General features: G+C 62.9%; 7 protein-coding genes. 2 read left to right on the forward strand and 5 right to left on the reverse strand.

Annotated features, from left to right (window positions below; genetic code table 11):
- Window positions 1–257: 257 nt before the first annotated feature.
- Window positions 258–2,951 carry a type I DNA topoisomerase gene (gene topA / locus VHD36_10845; GenBank protein HVU87808.1) on the reverse strand — a complete coding sequence of 898 codons (2,694 nt, stop codon included), beginning with the start codon at window positions 2,949–2,951 and terminating at the stop codon, window positions 258–260.
- A gap of 397 nt (window positions 2,952–3,348) precedes the next feature.
- Between topA and VHD36_10850 the strand changes: the two genes are divergently transcribed.
- Window positions 3,349–5,691 (forward strand): hypothetical protein, encoded by a 2,343-nt coding sequence (locus VHD36_10850; GenBank protein HVU87809.1) that lies wholly within the window; start codon window positions 3,349–3,351, stop codon window positions 5,689–5,691.
- Between the two features lie 196 nt (window positions 5,692–5,887).
- Here VHD36_10850 and glgB read toward each other — a convergent pair whose 3' ends face one another.
- The 3 genes from glgB to VHD36_10865 form a co-directional block, all read right to left on the reverse strand.
- Entirely contained in the window at window positions 5,888–8,104 is a 2,217-nt protein-coding gene (gene glgB / locus VHD36_10855) for a 1,4-alpha-glucan branching protein GlgB (GenBank protein HVU87810.1), read from the reverse strand.
- A 130-nt stretch (window positions 8,105–8,234) separates the two neighbouring features.
- Window positions 8,235–8,834 carry an RNase H family protein gene (locus tag VHD36_10860; GenBank protein HVU87811.1) on the reverse strand — a complete coding sequence of 200 codons (600 nt, stop codon included), beginning with the start codon at window positions 8,832–8,834 and terminating at the stop codon, window positions 8,235–8,237.
- Between the two features lie 252 nt (window positions 8,835–9,086).
- On the reverse strand, window positions 9,087–10,421 hold the full coding sequence (locus VHD36_10865) for a TolC family protein (protein HVU87812.1): 1,335 nt from the start codon (window positions 10,419–10,421) through the stop codon (window positions 9,087–9,089).
- Window positions 10,422–11,018: 597 nt separating this feature from the next.
- Between VHD36_10865 and VHD36_10870 the strand changes: the two genes are divergently transcribed.
- Window positions 11,019–12,431: a hypothetical protein gene (locus VHD36_10870; GenBank protein ID HVU87813.1), complete on the forward strand. Its 1,413-nt coding sequence runs from the start codon at window positions 11,019–11,021 to the stop codon at window positions 12,429–12,431.
- A gap of 596 nt (window positions 12,432–13,027) precedes the next feature.
- On the opposite strand, the gene VHD36_10875 is transcribed toward VHD36_10870, so the two are convergent.
- Window positions 13,028–13,729 carry a hypothetical protein gene (locus VHD36_10875; protein ID HVU87814.1) on the reverse strand — a complete coding sequence of 234 codons (702 nt, stop codon included), beginning with the start codon at window positions 13,727–13,729 and terminating at the stop codon, window positions 13,028–13,030.
- Window positions 13,730–14,151 lie beyond the last annotated feature (422 nt).

Here is a 14,151-nt window from a genome sequence, read left to right on the forward strand (position 1 = left end):
AGGGGCCTAGTCGTGTAGCCGTGGGCGCAAGCCCACGGTACTAATTCGCAATGAGATTCGTCGTAAGCCCTGAAGGGGCGACATACGACAAACCTGAAATCGATGTCGCCCCTCCGGGGCTTGCAGGGCGCTACGAGACGTTTACCCGTGGGCTTGCGCCCACGGCTACACGATTTCGCCCCTGCGGGGCTCCCCGCCGTCGCGATGTTCGGCTATCGAGCCGTGGCGTCTTGGGCCGTCGATAGGCCAAGAAGTACCTACTCGTCGTCCGCTGCCTTCTTCGCCTTGCTCGTTTTCTTCTTGGCGGACTTTTTCGCCGGCTTCGCACTCGCGCTGCCGGCCGGCTTCTTCTTTGCCGCGCGGAGTTTCTGCCGATCCGACGGCCCCGCTTCGGCCCGCGCCGCCAAGAGGGCGAGCGCCTGTTCGAGCGTTACTTCTTCGATCGGTTGCTGCTTCGGCACCGAGGCGTTCGTGACGCCGTCGGCCACGTAGGGGCCGTAACGCCCTTCGAGCAGCTTCACCTCTTGTTTCGTGACCGGCGAAGTGCCCAGCACCTTCAGAGGTTCCTTGGCGGCGCCAAAGCCCCGACGCTGCTTTTTCGGCTGGTTCAACAGCTCCACAGCTTGCTCGAAGGTCACGTCCAACGGCGAGATATCCGGCGGCAGGCTGCGCGTCTCTTCGCCTGATTTGACATACGGTCCAAAGCGCCCGTTATAGGCCGTGATCTTCTGCCCCGTCGTAGGATGGTTGCCCAGATCGCGCGGGATCGACAGTAGCTTGAGAGCGACGTCGATCGTGACGTCCTCGGGCTTCATCCCCTTGAGCAGCGACGCGTTCTTCGGCTTCTCCTCGTCGTCGGGAACGCCCATCTGCACGTAAGGACCGAAACGGCCGGTCTTGATGAAGATCGGCTTGTTCGTTTCCGGGTCGTAGCCGAGCGGCTTTTCCCCTTCGGCGGCCTGGTCGAGCAGTTGCAACGCGGCCTCGATGGTCATTTCATCGGGGGACACTGTCTCGGGAATGCTGGCCCGCCGCTCCCCTTGCTCCAGGAACGGACCATACCGCCCGACGCGCACGAAAATCTGTTCCCCGCCGTCGGGCTGCCCCAGGTAGATGCGGCTGATGTCGCGAGCGTCGATCTCGTCGACCTTATTCTCGAGCTGCTTCTTGAGCCCGGACTGCCCGTTGCCGAAGTAGAAATCCTTCAAGTAATCGGTGTATTTGCGCTCACCCCGGCTGATGGCGTCCAGGTCGTCTTCCATCTGCGCGGTGAAGCGATAGTCGACCAGCGCCGGCAGATGCTCGGAGAGCAATTGCGAAACCGAAAACGCCACCCACGTCGGCACCAGGGCGTTGCCGCGCTTCACGACATACTCGCGGGCGAGAATCGTTTCGATGATCACGGCGTACGTGCTCGGCCGGCCGATTCCCAACTCCTCGAGCGCTTTGGTCAATGTGGCTTCATTGTAGCGCGCCGGCGGTTGCGTGTTGTGCTCCTTTGTCTCGAGCTCGCGGCACGACAAGACTTCGCCGACGGCCACATCCGGCAGGATGGTCTCCTTGTCGGCCAGCTCGGCGGCCGGATCGTCAGCCCCCTCGACATAGGCTCGCAGGTAGCCGGGGAAGTCGATCGTCTTACCGCCGACCTGAAACGTTGCGTCGGCACCTTCGATCGTGATCGAAATCCGGCGGCCGCGGGCATCGGCCATTTGACTGGCCACGGTGCGCTTCCAGATCAGGTCGTAGATCTTGAATTCGTCGGCCGACAGCGTGTTGCGCAGCGACTCGGGAAACGCAAACGGATGCCCGGCCGGGCGAATCGCTTCGTGCGCTTCTTGCGCGTTCTTCACCTTTGTGCGATATTCGCGGGCGGCGGCGGGCAGAAATTCTTTGCCGTACTGCGACGAGACAAGCTCGCGCGCCGCCTCGATGGCGACCGTGGCGAGGTTGGTCGAGTCGGTACGCATGTAAGTAATGTGGCCATTCTCGTACAGGCTCTGCGCCACCTGCATTGTGCGTCGGGCCGTGTACCCTAGTTTGCGGTTCGCTTCTTGCTGCAAGGTGCTGGTCGTAAACGGTGGATACGGCTTGCTCGTGTACGGCTTGTCGTCGACCGACGTAACGCGGAATTCGGCCGGCTTCAACTTCGTAGCCAGGTCGATGGCCTGCTGCTCGTTGAGGATCAGCAGGTTGTCGTCCTTGGGCTTACCCGTCGCCGGGTCGAAATCCTTGGCGGCCGGCACGCGCCGTTTCTGGTAGCTCTGCAATCCGGCTTGCAGCGTCTGGCCCGTCGTCTTGGCGAACAAGCCCAGCAGGTCCCAATATCGGGCCGAGACGAAACGCATGCGCTCGCGTTCACGCTCGACGATCAGGCGCACCGCCACGCTTTGCACCCGGCCGGCCGACAGCCTTGGTCGCACCTTGCGCCACAATAGCGGCGAAACCTCGTACCCGTAGAGCCGATCGACAATGCGGCGCGTTTCCTGCGCCTTGACCAGATCGTCGTCGATCTCGCGCGGGTGCTCGAGCGCCTCGTGGATCGCCTCGGACGTGATTTCATGAAACACCAACCGGCGAACGGGCACCTTGGGCTTCAACAGCTCGCGCAGATGCCAACTGATCGCTTCGCCTTCGCGGTCTTCGTCCGTCGCCAGATACAACTGGTCGGCATCCTTCAGCAGTCCCTTCAGCTTGCGAACTTGCTGCGTCTTGCCCGGCGGGATGATATAGACCGGGTCGAAATCCTTGTTGACGTTGACGCCCAGGTAGGCCCAGTCTTCGTTCTTGTACTCGGCGGGAATCTGCTTGGCGCCCTGCGGCAAATCGCGCACGTGCCCGATGCTGGCCTCGATCACATAGCCGGGCCCGAGAAACTTGCTGATCGTTCGCGCCTTGGCGGGCGATTCGACGATCACCAGTGCTTGTCCGTTAGAAGCCGATTTACGCGCCATAGGGTCGTTCGATGCTGTCGGAGAAGAGAATCTGCGGGGTGCTCGTTTGGATCTTCGGCCTGGCTGCAACCGGCAGACTGGGTATTCGCGCCCGCGGTTGCATCTGCTTGCGACCTTGTTACCGAGGCAACTCGGCCAACTTTTGTATGTAACGGCCAACGTCCCCTACGGGCATGACCACTTTATCTTCGCGCCGGCGCAATCCGAGGCAGCCGTGTCCGTTGGAGGTGTGCCGAGTCGACGTGACTCCTGTTTGGCATTGCGTTTACGTCGATTCCCCCTACAATCGGGACCATCGCAATTTGTGGGCCAAGACGCCCACTCCTTAACCTTTCGATTACCCGGCTGTCAAGGCTTGTTGTCGGCCGCGCTGCCGTGGTTTGCAAGGATATTTCGCATGGCTAGCCCCTTTGCACTCTTCCGTAAGCACGAGCGTTGGATGATGGCCATCCTGGGCGTCATGGCCATGGTGGCCTTCGTGTTCCTGGGCCCTCTTCTCGATTTTCGCGGCATGCGCGGCAGCGCGCAGGACCCGGTCGTCGCCGAGACCAAACTGTACGGCGACATCCATGAATCGGACCTGGGGCGGATGCTCATGGCCCGCAACCTGGTCAACCGGTTCGCGCAACAAACGTTCGCGATGCTATACGGCTTTTCGCCGCCGGGATATTTCGGACCGGAGACCGAAGCGGGCGTCGTCGACACCATGCTCATGGCTCGCAAAGCCGAGCAAATCGGCATGCGCGTGACCGACGACGAGATCACGCGCTTTCTGCAGACGATTAGCGAAAACCGTCTGACGGGCGAACAGTTTTCCGACATTCTCGCCGGTATCAGCGGCCGCCGCGGTGGTATCAGCCGCCGGCAGCTCTACGACGCGCTGCGCACCGAGCTCATGGCACAACGCTTTGCCGCGGGGTTCAGAAGCAGTCAACAAGTTACCCCCGCCGAGCGCTGGGAAGCCTATCAGAAACTGAATAGCCGCGCGACGATCCAAGCCATTCCCGTGGCCGTCGCCGACTTCATCGACAAGGTTGCCGAGCCCGACAACACAGCCGTGCAGACTCTGTACGAGAACTACAAGCAATTCGAGCCGACGCCCGGCGCGCCGGTCCCCGGCTTCAAGATTCCGGCCAAGATCGTGCTGCAATATTTCGTGGCCAGCTACGAGCAATTCGAAGATCCCGCCGCCGTCACGCAGGAAGAAATCGTCAGCGAGTACGAAAAGAATAAAGACACCCGCTATCTGTACTCCGGCGAATTGAATTCTGGGAACGGCGCCGCCGGCGCTGGTGAGCCCAGTGCCCAAGAAGGCGCCAAGCCAGAGGGCGAGAGCTCCGACGCGACGCCGCCGGGCGAAAAGTCCAGCGACGAAAAACCGGCCGACGAGAAAGCCGATGGCGACCAGGCTGCGACGCCGCCTGCGGAAGAAAAGCCCGCTGACGACAAGCCCTCAGACAAAAAGCCGGCCGCGGATGCGCCGCCGCAAAGCAGCAACCGCACCGGGCTCGACGGTACGGAACTGGCCCTGGCCACCTTCGCCCAGGATGAGCAACCGGCCGCGGCTCCGTCGGAGGCAGCCGCAGAGAAGCCCACCGAGGAAAAGCCAGCAGCGGAAGCAGCGCCTGCGGAAAAGCCAGCGGAGGGTGCCGCCACCCCGGCCGCTTCCGAAGAAAAGCGGGCCGAAACGCCTGCCGCCGGCGAGAACTCGGACGTCAAGGCGGACGCCGCCTCAACAGAACCGGCGCGTCCCAAGTACGACCCGCTCGAGAAAGTCGAACCGGCGATTCGCTCCGAGCTGGCGCGCCGCAAGGCCATGGAAAAGATGTCGATGGTCCTCAATCAGCTTCGCGAACAGAAGTTGGTGAAATACGGCAACGAGCGGACGCGCTGGGAAGTGAAGCACGAAAAAGATCGCACGCTGCAGCCGCCGAAGCCGCTGGACTTCGATGCCTTGGCCGCAGAGAACCATCTGACGACGCAGACCACGAAGCCGCTTTCGGCCTACGAATTGAGCCAGGTCGAAGGTATCGGCGAATCGTTCGTCGGCGAGCGATCGCTCGTGCAATATGCCTTCGGTCCCTTGCAGCTCTATCAACCCGTGATCAGCGGGGATGCGGCGGGCAACCTGTACCTGGTGTGGAAGACCGAGCAGACCGAGGCGCGGGTTCCCGAGCTCAGCGAGATCAAGGACGAAGTCGTGCGAGCCGCCAAGATGATCGAGGCCCGCAAGCCGGCCCTGGAACGGGCGCAGGCCTTGGCGGGAACGGCGAGCAAGGACAAGATTCCGTTGGCTGAGCTGGCCACGCGCGACGTGTTGCCGCTCGTCAAGCCAGAGCCTTTCTCCTGGCTGACGTACGGCACGACGCCGAATATCAACAATCGGATGCCGCCGCGGTTGAGCACCGTGCAGGACGTCGAGGACGCCGGAACCGATTTCATGCAGGCCGTCTTCAGCCAACAGCCCGAGGGCCTGACGACGGCGTTCAACAACCCGCAAACCATCGTGTACGCCATCCAGGTCACGGAATTCGATCCCAGCCTGGAAGTGCTGCGGCGCACCTTCCTGGCCGACGATTTCCGCTCCTATGCGCAGGTCATCGAGCCGCAGCGCAATGACCAACTGCTGGGCTTCAATCGGTCGATCGAGCAAGAGGCGGGCCTGAGATGGGTGCGCGAGCCCGACGCGCGCCGTGGCCGCGGCGGAGAATTCGGCGACGAAGGCGGCACCGGCGACTAGCGCCTGTCGAATCCTCGGACGCGGGCAACGCTCGGTCACCGTGCTCACGCTCGCGCGAGCATGTGGTCCGCCCCAAGGGCGAAGGCGCGGTCTGTTCTCCTTTGGCATGGCCACGGAAAGCGTGACCGTGGCACCAAGCAACCCACCGCCGCTCCGTGTTCGGCCCGGAGCGGCGCAGCTCTCCGACACGTGCGATCTATCGCCGTGGCTTCAGCACCGTCAGGGCCAAGGGGGGCAGCGCGAGCTGGATCGACGCCGGACGGCCGTGGCTCGACAGCTCTTCGGCCATGATGCCCGGGCCATTCCCCAGGTTGCTGCCGCTGTAGTACATCGAGTCGCTATTGAAGATCTCTTCGTACCAGCACAGCTCGGGCACACCCAGGCGATGCTGCAAGCGCGGCGTCGGCGTGAAGTTGCAGGCGATCACCAGGAAATCGTTCGGATCCTTGGCACGCCGGACGTAGCCCAAAATGCTTTCGTCGCAGTTGTGGCAGTCGATCCATTCGAAGCCCGTGTGTTCGAAATCGACTTCGAACAAAGCCGGCTCGCGGCGGTACATCTGGTTGATGTCGCGCACCATGCGTTGCACGCCCTGGTGCGACTCCCACTGCAACAGGTCCCATTGCAGGCTGGTGTCGTAGTTCCACTCGTTCCACTGGCCGAACTCGTCCCCCATGAACAAGAGCTTCTTGCCGGGGTGGGTCCACATGTACGAGTACAAGAGCCGCATGTTGGCGAATTTCTGCCACAGGTCGCCCGGCATCTGATCCAGGATCGACCCCTTGCCGTGCACCACTTCGTCGTGCGACAGCGGCAGCACGAAGTTCTCGTGGAACGCGTAGATCAGGCTGAACGTCAGCTCATCGTGGTGATACTTGCGGTGGATCGGGTCATGACGAAAATATCGCGTCGTGTCGTTCATCCAGCCCATGTTCCATTTCAGGCTGAAGCCTAATCCGCCGACGTACGTGGGTCGCGACACGCCGGGCCAGGCCGTCGATTCTTCGGCGATCGTCAGCGTGCCTGGATACTGAGAGTGCGTTTGCACGTTCAGTTCCTTGAGCAGGTCGATCGCCTCGAGGTTCTCGCGGCCGCCGAACTGATTAGGAATCCATTGGCCGGGCTCGCGGCTGTAGTCCAGGTAGATCATCGATGCCACGGCATCGACGCGCAGCCCATCGATGTGATACTTGTCGAGCCAGAACAGGGCGTTGGACAGCAGGAAGTTGCGGACTTCGTGCCGGCCGTAGTTGAAGATCAGCGTGCCCCAGTCCTTGTGCTCGCCCTTGCGGGGATCGGCATGCTCATAGAGCGCCGTGCCGTCAAAGCGGGCCAGGCCGTGCCCGTCGCGCGGGAAGTGCGCGGGCACCCAGTCCAGGATCACGCCCAGGCCGCTTTGATGGCAGTGATCGACGAAATACATGAAATCTTCGGGCGTGCCGTACCGGCTCGTCGGCGCGAAATAGCCGACCGTCTGATATCCCCAGCTTCCCGAGAAGGGATGTTCGGCGACCGGCAGCAGCTCCAGATGCGTGAAGCCCATTTCCTTGGCGTAGTCGACCAGGTCGTGGGCCAACTCGCGGTAGGTCATCCAGCGATGATGGTCATCGCCTGGCCGGCGCCAGCTTCCCAGGTGGACTTCATAGAACGAGAGGGGAGCATCGAACTTGTTGATGTCCTGGCGGCGGGTCATCCAATCGCGGTCGGCCCACTGGTACCGGTCCAAGCTCACGACCTTCGACGCGGTGCGCGGCGGCAGTTCGGCGGCAAAACCGTAGGGGTCCGATTTCTCGAACACTTCGCCGCCGTGCTTGACGCGATATTTGTACAGCGTCCCTTCGCCCAGGCCGGGCACGAACAATTCCCAGAAGCCGCTGGGAATGTGCTTCCGCATGGGATGCCGGCGGCCGTCCCAATTGTTGAAGTCGCCAATGACGCTGACGCTGGTGGCGTTTGGCGCCCAGACGGCGAAATTCACGCCCTGCACGCCGTCGACCGTGCGCAGCTGTGCGCCCAGTCGGTCGTAGCTGCGCCAGTGCGTTCCCTCGCTCAGCAGGTACAGGTCGTACTCCGTCAGGACGTTAGGAAACGCGTACGGATCGTGCATGCTCGTGCGGTTGCCGCTTTCGTCGGTCGTTTGCAGTAGATACTTGTTGGCCGAACCGTTCGCCGGCAATGGACAGATCGCTTCGAACAAGCCGGCCGGGTGGATGCGGCGCATCGGCTGCGGCACACCCGGCGCCTGCGCCGGGTCGACCACCCACGCCTGGGCCGAGTGAGGCAGATACGCCCGCACCGCCAACGCCTGCCGCCCCTGATCTTCGACCACGTGGGGGCCGAGCAGTCCGAAGGGGTTCTCGTCTCGTTCCTCGATCAGCCGCCCCACATGGTCCAGAGCAATCGTCGTACGCACGCTTCCGTACCTCCATGTTCGGTCCCAGCCGTCGCCCCGCTGGCACCGTTCGATTGTGGTTTTTCGCAGGTTGTTCGTCTAGCCGCCGGCCCGCGCGGACAGGCCGGATTGAGCAATTGCCGCAGCCTGGCTATTTGATCCAAGGGCAAGGTAGCAAAGAAGTTCCGAGCTGTGCGGCCGACAGCCACCAGCGCTCCAGTCGCTCGGCCAGCGACATGCGGATTCGCAGCCACACAGCCCGTGCGACGGCTCGCCACCGCTCGGCCGTGAGCGGGCCGTCAGCCGCCAGGGCTTCGCCGATCGTCGGTGCGGCTGTCGCCGCTTCGTCGGTATGCGCACGATCGATGCGCCAGGCCGTGCCCTGAATGCGGTGAATCTTGAGCGCGCGATCCAAGCGCTGCCACAGGTCCCGGTTCTTCACCGGCACCATTTCGCCGAAGTGTTCCCACTTCCAGCCGTTACGCCCCCATTCGGGCAAGCCGTAATTAATGCCGCGCTTCACGTACCGGCTGGGAGTCACCAGCGTAACGCGCGACGGCTGGTCGAGCGCTTCGAGTCCGCGCACGACGGCAAGCAGTTCCAGCCGCTCGCCGTGAGCATCGGGCTCGGCGTCGGCGGCCCTTAACGTGGCCGATCCATCAGCCGCTTTCAGGACGAAACTCCATTCGTCCCGTTGATTCCCCCTGTTCGCCTGAGAGAACAGGAAGAAATGCGGCGTCGGAATGTTCATAAAGAGGCATTCACCGTTTGCGAGTGTCCAGGGGGCAGGCGATCGGACCGGCGGACCGAAAGCAGGCATGGCAACCGGCTCAGCCATCGCCCGTCTGGGTGACAGAAGGGATCGACGGCCTGTGGCCTGGGCCTTGATTGTTTTGCCTTATCGACAATTCTGCCGCATGTTCCGCAGCTTTACTTGCCGACTTCGCAAGTTTCTCTCGCAGTACGGACGTCACTCGCCGGGGAAACAAGCTCCATCGACCGATCACGGCAAGACGCGTAACCCCACCACCGTATTGAGTTTCAACATGGCGCGCCGGTGGCGAACCAGGGCATCGCGGTACTGCCGGACCAGGTCCTGATAGTCACGCTGCGCAATCAAATAGGCGTAGACGTCCTCGTTTTCCTTTTCCGAGGCCTTCAGGCTGTGGTCGCGTACCTCGCGCGCCGCGGGCAGCAGCCGCTTTTCGATCCGCTCGATCATTTGCCGAGAAATCTCGTATTCCTCACGGGCATCCTCCACCTCGGCCCATACCCGCCGCTCGATCGCCTGCAGCTCCAGCCGGCTCTGATCGACGTTAACCGCGGCACGGCGGATATTGCCCTGGTTTCGGTCATAAATCGGCGCCGTAACCGTGGCTCCCAAGGCCCAGGAGCGCGAGCTGGGGAGGTTAAACGGTGCATTATCCTGGTACGTGTAAGGTTGATACAGGACGTACACGTCCGAGAAGCGGTTGGCCTTGGCCAATTTCACGTCGGCCAGCGACCGGCAAACATTCAGACGATACACCGCGACGTCGGGTCGCGCGGCCAATGCCGTTTGTGCGAGCTCTTCAGTCGGTGGTGGCGGAGGCACCAGGTCGCGCAGCGAGCCGCGCAGCTCGAGCGTTTGTGATGCCTCGCGCGGCATGCTGAGAATCGTGGCCAGGGTTCGCTTGGCGCTGGCCAGGTTTCCTTCGGCGTCGAGCTTTACCAATTCGAGCGCGTCGCGATGTATTTCGATGTGGTCGGCCTGTAGCTTCTCGTCCTCGGTGTCGTTCCCCTTCTTTCCTTGCGTCGTGATCGCCTGCTCGACGCCCGCGATGCCCGCCTCGGCAAAGCGCAAGGTCTCCCGCGCCGACAGCGCGTCGATGTAGGCGGTGTACAGCGTGTCCAACTCCTGCCGGACGAAGTCCTGGTATTGTGCCTCGGTCGCGCGCCGGGCTTGTGCCGCCACCTCCATCCGCGCGAGCCGCTTGCCCGAAAGGTCGAGCGGATACGTGATGTTGATGTCGTACTGGGTCGGCCCGCCCGGGTTACTGGTCGCGCTGTAGCGACGGTAGGGAATGAGCTGGCCATCGGCGAACACGAACGGATTGACGCGCAGCGACGCGGTCAGCTCGTCCGCCCGGGCTTGCGGAATCTCGAGCTGCTTGGCGCGTAGTGACAGGCTGTTGTATGTCAGCTGCTCAATCGCCTGATCGAGCGTCAGCCCATCGAGCGGCCCTTCGTCCTCGGGCGTTAGAGGAGCATCCAGGGCAAATGGCATGGCCCCCATGCCGGGCGACGTGCGACGTCCACCGGGCAGCCCAAAGCTCGGCGTGCTGGGCGCACGACGCATGCCCGGCCTCCCGGGTTGAATGCGGGGATGGCCGGGCCGGCCGCCGATGATGCCCCCCTGGTCCTGGTAGCTCGCGGCCGAGACACCAAGCCCAGGACCAACACCCCCGGGCGCAGAGAGATCCTGCGCGCCAGCCGGCGCGGCTAGTAGCAGCACGACAGCGATCCCCCTCATCACGCGCATGTTGTGCAAATTGCTGGTGTCAGCCCCGACTTGCGCGGCATCGCGCGCAGCTGCTCAACTTGGAAAGATCGGCTGTGTTTGCCACGTTTAATGATGGAATCGGTCGCGAGGAAACGATGCGTGCCAGCAGCGTCAGCATCCCCCGTCGGCTTCTCGCATCGGGAGAGCCCTGTCGCGGACCGGCCGCCCGTGGTTTTGAAAATGCCAAAAAGGCGCGCGACATCGTTAGGCGGCTGGTTGTGGCTCAGCCCCGAGCGTCCTTTGGCGTCGGGGATCGGACCATTCGCGATCGAGCGGGAAAGCTCTCTTGCGTCATTGCGGTCGATCGGAGAGAACGTGGCGGCATTTTCCCGCCCTGGGACGTCGCTTCAGTGCGGGTTGCCGGCTCGAGGGGCACTCATTCGGACTCTTGTCATGCGTACCACCGAAACGACAATTCCCTGCGCCGCCGAGCCCTCACACGTCTTTCGTGCCGCCGGCCGCTGGCTCGCGCAAGCCGCGATCATGGCCTTCGTCTTGAGCACTTCGACTGGCTTGGCCGCCAATCCACTACGGGCTGAGGAACAGCCCGCGGAACTGGCGACCTCTACCAACGTGCCTCCCGCCGAAGCCGTCGCCGTGATGCCAGCCGCCGCAACGCCGGTGACGCACGAGTCTGACGCCGACCTGAAGCTGCCGCCGTCGCATCCCACGCGAGTCGAGATCGACATCGAGATCGTCGAGATTTCACAAATCCAGGACCACGATCAGAAGTTCGACGTCGAATTCAATGCCTACTTCGTTTGGAACGATCCGCGACTGGCCTTCGACGCGCGTGAAGCCGGCGTTCACAAGAAGACCGTCCCGGCCGACGAGCTGTGGACGCCCGATCCGCTCTTGGTCGACGAACTGGACGTTGACGAGCGCGGCGGCACCACCGCGCACGTGCAGCCGGACGGAACGGTCTACCTGAACCGCTATTATCGCGGCACGATCACGGGCAGCTTCGACCTGCACGAGTTCCCGATGGACCGACACGACCTGGAGATCGCGCTCGAGGCCACGGACTACGAGGCCGAAGAGGTCGTGTTTGCCGCGGGCGAGGTGCGTGCGAAGAACCCTGCCCATGTCGTGCCGCACGGCTGGGAATTGATCGACATGGAGTCGAGCGCGGGCGAATCGAATTACGCGCGCACGAATGAGACGTTTTCGCTCTTCCGCACCACGATCCGCGTCACGCGCGACCCGCATTTCTATTTGTGGTCGATCGTGCTGCCGCTTTTGCCGATCATGGCCACGGCGTGGAGCGTCTTCTGGATGGATCCGAAGGAATTCAGCTCGCAAGTCGGTGTCGGCATTACGGCCATGCTCACCGTGGTGGCGTATCGCATCACGATCGATTCCAGCTTGCCGCCGCTGACGTACATGACGCGAATGGATTACTTTTTGATCATCTGCCAGACGTTCGTATTCCTGGCCTTCGTGGCGTCGGTTTCGATTCACGTGTTGTACGCCCTTGACGTACCGCACATGCGGGCGCGCGCCGCGCGGCTCACCGAGCTGTCGCGCTGGCTGCCCCCGTTGGTGCTGACCGTGGTGAGCATTCTGCTCGCCGCTTTGCCGGTTCGTTACGGAACCTACGTCATCATGGCGCCGGCAGTGCTCGCGGCGATCTGGCTGCGAAAACCACTTCTGCACTTGCCGCGGACCCTCAAAACCCTGGTGCGGCCCGAGTTGCTCTTGGAAGTGCCCGAGCCACGACCCGCCGAGTCGCCCACACCTCACGGTCAGTTTGGCAAGCGGGGCAAAGAAGCCGACGTACGGAGCGGCGAACGACGCAGCGCCTGATCGCTGGGCCCCTGTCCTGCTGCGGCAAATCACATGGCCGCGCGGTCATTTGCGCGCCATTTCGCCGCGACCGTCCTCCCTCCTTACGAAAAGAAAAGTCGATACTTTCGCGCGCCCACCGGGTTTACCTGTATATGGGGGCCGCAGCGAACGCGGCTGACTATTGCAGGGGGTCAGGTACAGGATCAGGGAGCCTCTTCATGTCACGGTACGCGTTAATTTGGGGCACGTTTTGCTGCGCGCTCGCGCCAGCTTTGGTTCATGCTCAAGCGGAGCAAGCAGCAACGTCGACCGAGCCGGTCTCGGCGGTCGCCATAGAACCATCGGTCGCCGAGCAGCCAGCAGTGACACAAGTCGCGTTGGCTGACGAAAAGCCGGCAGCCGCATCGGAAGAATCGGCAGGGCGCGAGCGCGGCCGCGGCCGACCCCATTTCAGCCCCGAGCAGCGCCGGCAGTGGTGGGAGCAATTCGCCCGGGCACATGCAGCCTCGCATAAAAGGGATGGTGCCGCGTCGGACGAGAAGAAGGACAAGCAATCCTCCGACGAAGGCAAACAAGGTCACGCCGATCGCGAACATCGACACGGCCATCACGGCTCACACGCCGGCCACGGTTCCCATCGGCAACATGCCCATCGGCACCACGGGCAGCATGGACATCGGCACTTTGCCCATCATCACCGGCATCATGGCGGCCACGGTCATCACGGCCAGTACGCGCACCATCGGCACCATCACCGCCATCATGATTCTGCACACGGCCACGAATTCGCCCAAGGCGCCGGCCGCCACGGCGACCACAAGGGGCACTATGCTCATCATCGTCGGCATCGCGACGGCCACGGTGGTTCGCACTTTGCCCATCACCGGCATCACCGCGGTCATGGGTATCACGGCGACGGGGCTCACGGCGACCACGCCCATCACCAGTTCGCCCACCATCGCCATCACGGTCACCACGGGCATCACAGCCACCGCGGCCATGACCGCGACGCCGAACATCATGGTCAGCACGATGGACATCGTTTCGCGCATCATGGCCACCACCGTCACGGTGGAGAGCATCATGCCCGAGCGGAACATCACCAGTTCGGCCCTCACCAGTTCGGCCATCACGGCCAGCCCGGTCTCGGTCACAGCGAAGCGGGTGCACGCGGCCATGATCGACCGGGCGATCACGGCAATCGGTTTGCCAGCTTCCGGTTCCATGATGGTCCGCCGGGTGGGCCACACGGTGCTGGCCCTCACGCATTCGGCCCCGGCGGCCCGCATGGTCCTGGCGGCCAACAAGCCGGCCATCGTCCTCCTCCGCCGCCCGACGGTGGACGCATTGCAGATATCGAGCGGAAGCTGGATCACCTCTTCCGCCTCGTCTCGGAACTCCGGCAAGAGGTGAAGAAGCCGTAACGATCAGGAAACCCTGCCGCTGTGGTGTCGGCAGGGTGCTCTGAGCCTGCACTTTTGCGGGCGAATTTAGGACTGGCTGGGAACGGTCGAACGCAACAGCGACCGCCCCGGCCAGTTCTTTTTTTGCGCTTGGCCGTCGGCCTCTTGCCGTCGTCCAGAGACGACCGATTGGACCCAATAGTGTTCGGTTCAAGATTTGCTACGGGGGTTTCGCTGTGGCGTGATGTTTGGCGATAGCTTGCTCAAGTTCGTCGAGTGTGGCCCAGCCGCTGAGGTAGTGGCAGAGCATTTCGTAGAGTCGTTTGTTGGGTTTG

It is taken from the genome of Pirellulales bacterium (assembly GCA_035546535.1).
Taxonomy (GTDB): domain Bacteria; phylum Planctomycetota; class Planctomycetia; order Pirellulales; family JACPPG01; genus JACPPG01.